Genomic DNA, 534 nt, shown 5'->3' with positions numbered 1-534 from the left:
CCAAGAAGTGCGTGACACCATCGAAGCCCCGAACCGCGCCCAAGGCCGCGACGAACTGCATGCGTGGATCCTCGATCAGATTTCCATGGGTCTGATCGAGGATCGTGCAAGCATGATCGAGGCGCTTACCGACGCGGGCTTCGACCTACCTCGTGCGGGCAAATCCTATCTGACCGCCCAAGACCCCGCGTCCGGCGAACGCTGGCGCCTTAAAGGAGAGATTTTTCATGAAGACTGGCAAGCCGACGCGGCTGAGCGAGAAACTGAACGCGGAGCTGGACACGATACGCCAAGACTACGCCGCCTCGATGGCATCCCAGCTGGAGAGCTTCAGAACCGATTTGACAGCCATTGTGAGCGACGCGCGGCGTACCATCGAGAGCGATACGCGTCACTTCCTGAACGAGAGCAGGAGCTTGTTCGAGACACGGACCGAGCAGATCAGGCGCTGGCTGACGATCTCTCCTTGGGTGATCTCAGGGCTGATCGTGACGGGGATCGCCTCGATGATGGCCGCGAGCTGGTTTTGGATGG

The 534-nt window shown here is 60.1% G+C and carries 1 protein-coding gene; it reads left to right on the top strand.

Annotated elements, in window-relative coordinates; genetic code table 11:
- Positions 1 to 227 precede the first annotated feature (227 nt).
- A partial coding sequence (locus ACR0E6_RS23010; protein ID WP_480587789.1) for a hypothetical protein occupies positions 228 to 534 on the top strand: 307 nt, incomplete at its 3' end.

Source organism: Ruegeria sp. AP12, from assembly GCF_056540025.1.
Note: the sequence above shows the minus strand (reverse complement) of the source record. Positions and strands in the feature narration are given on the sequence as shown.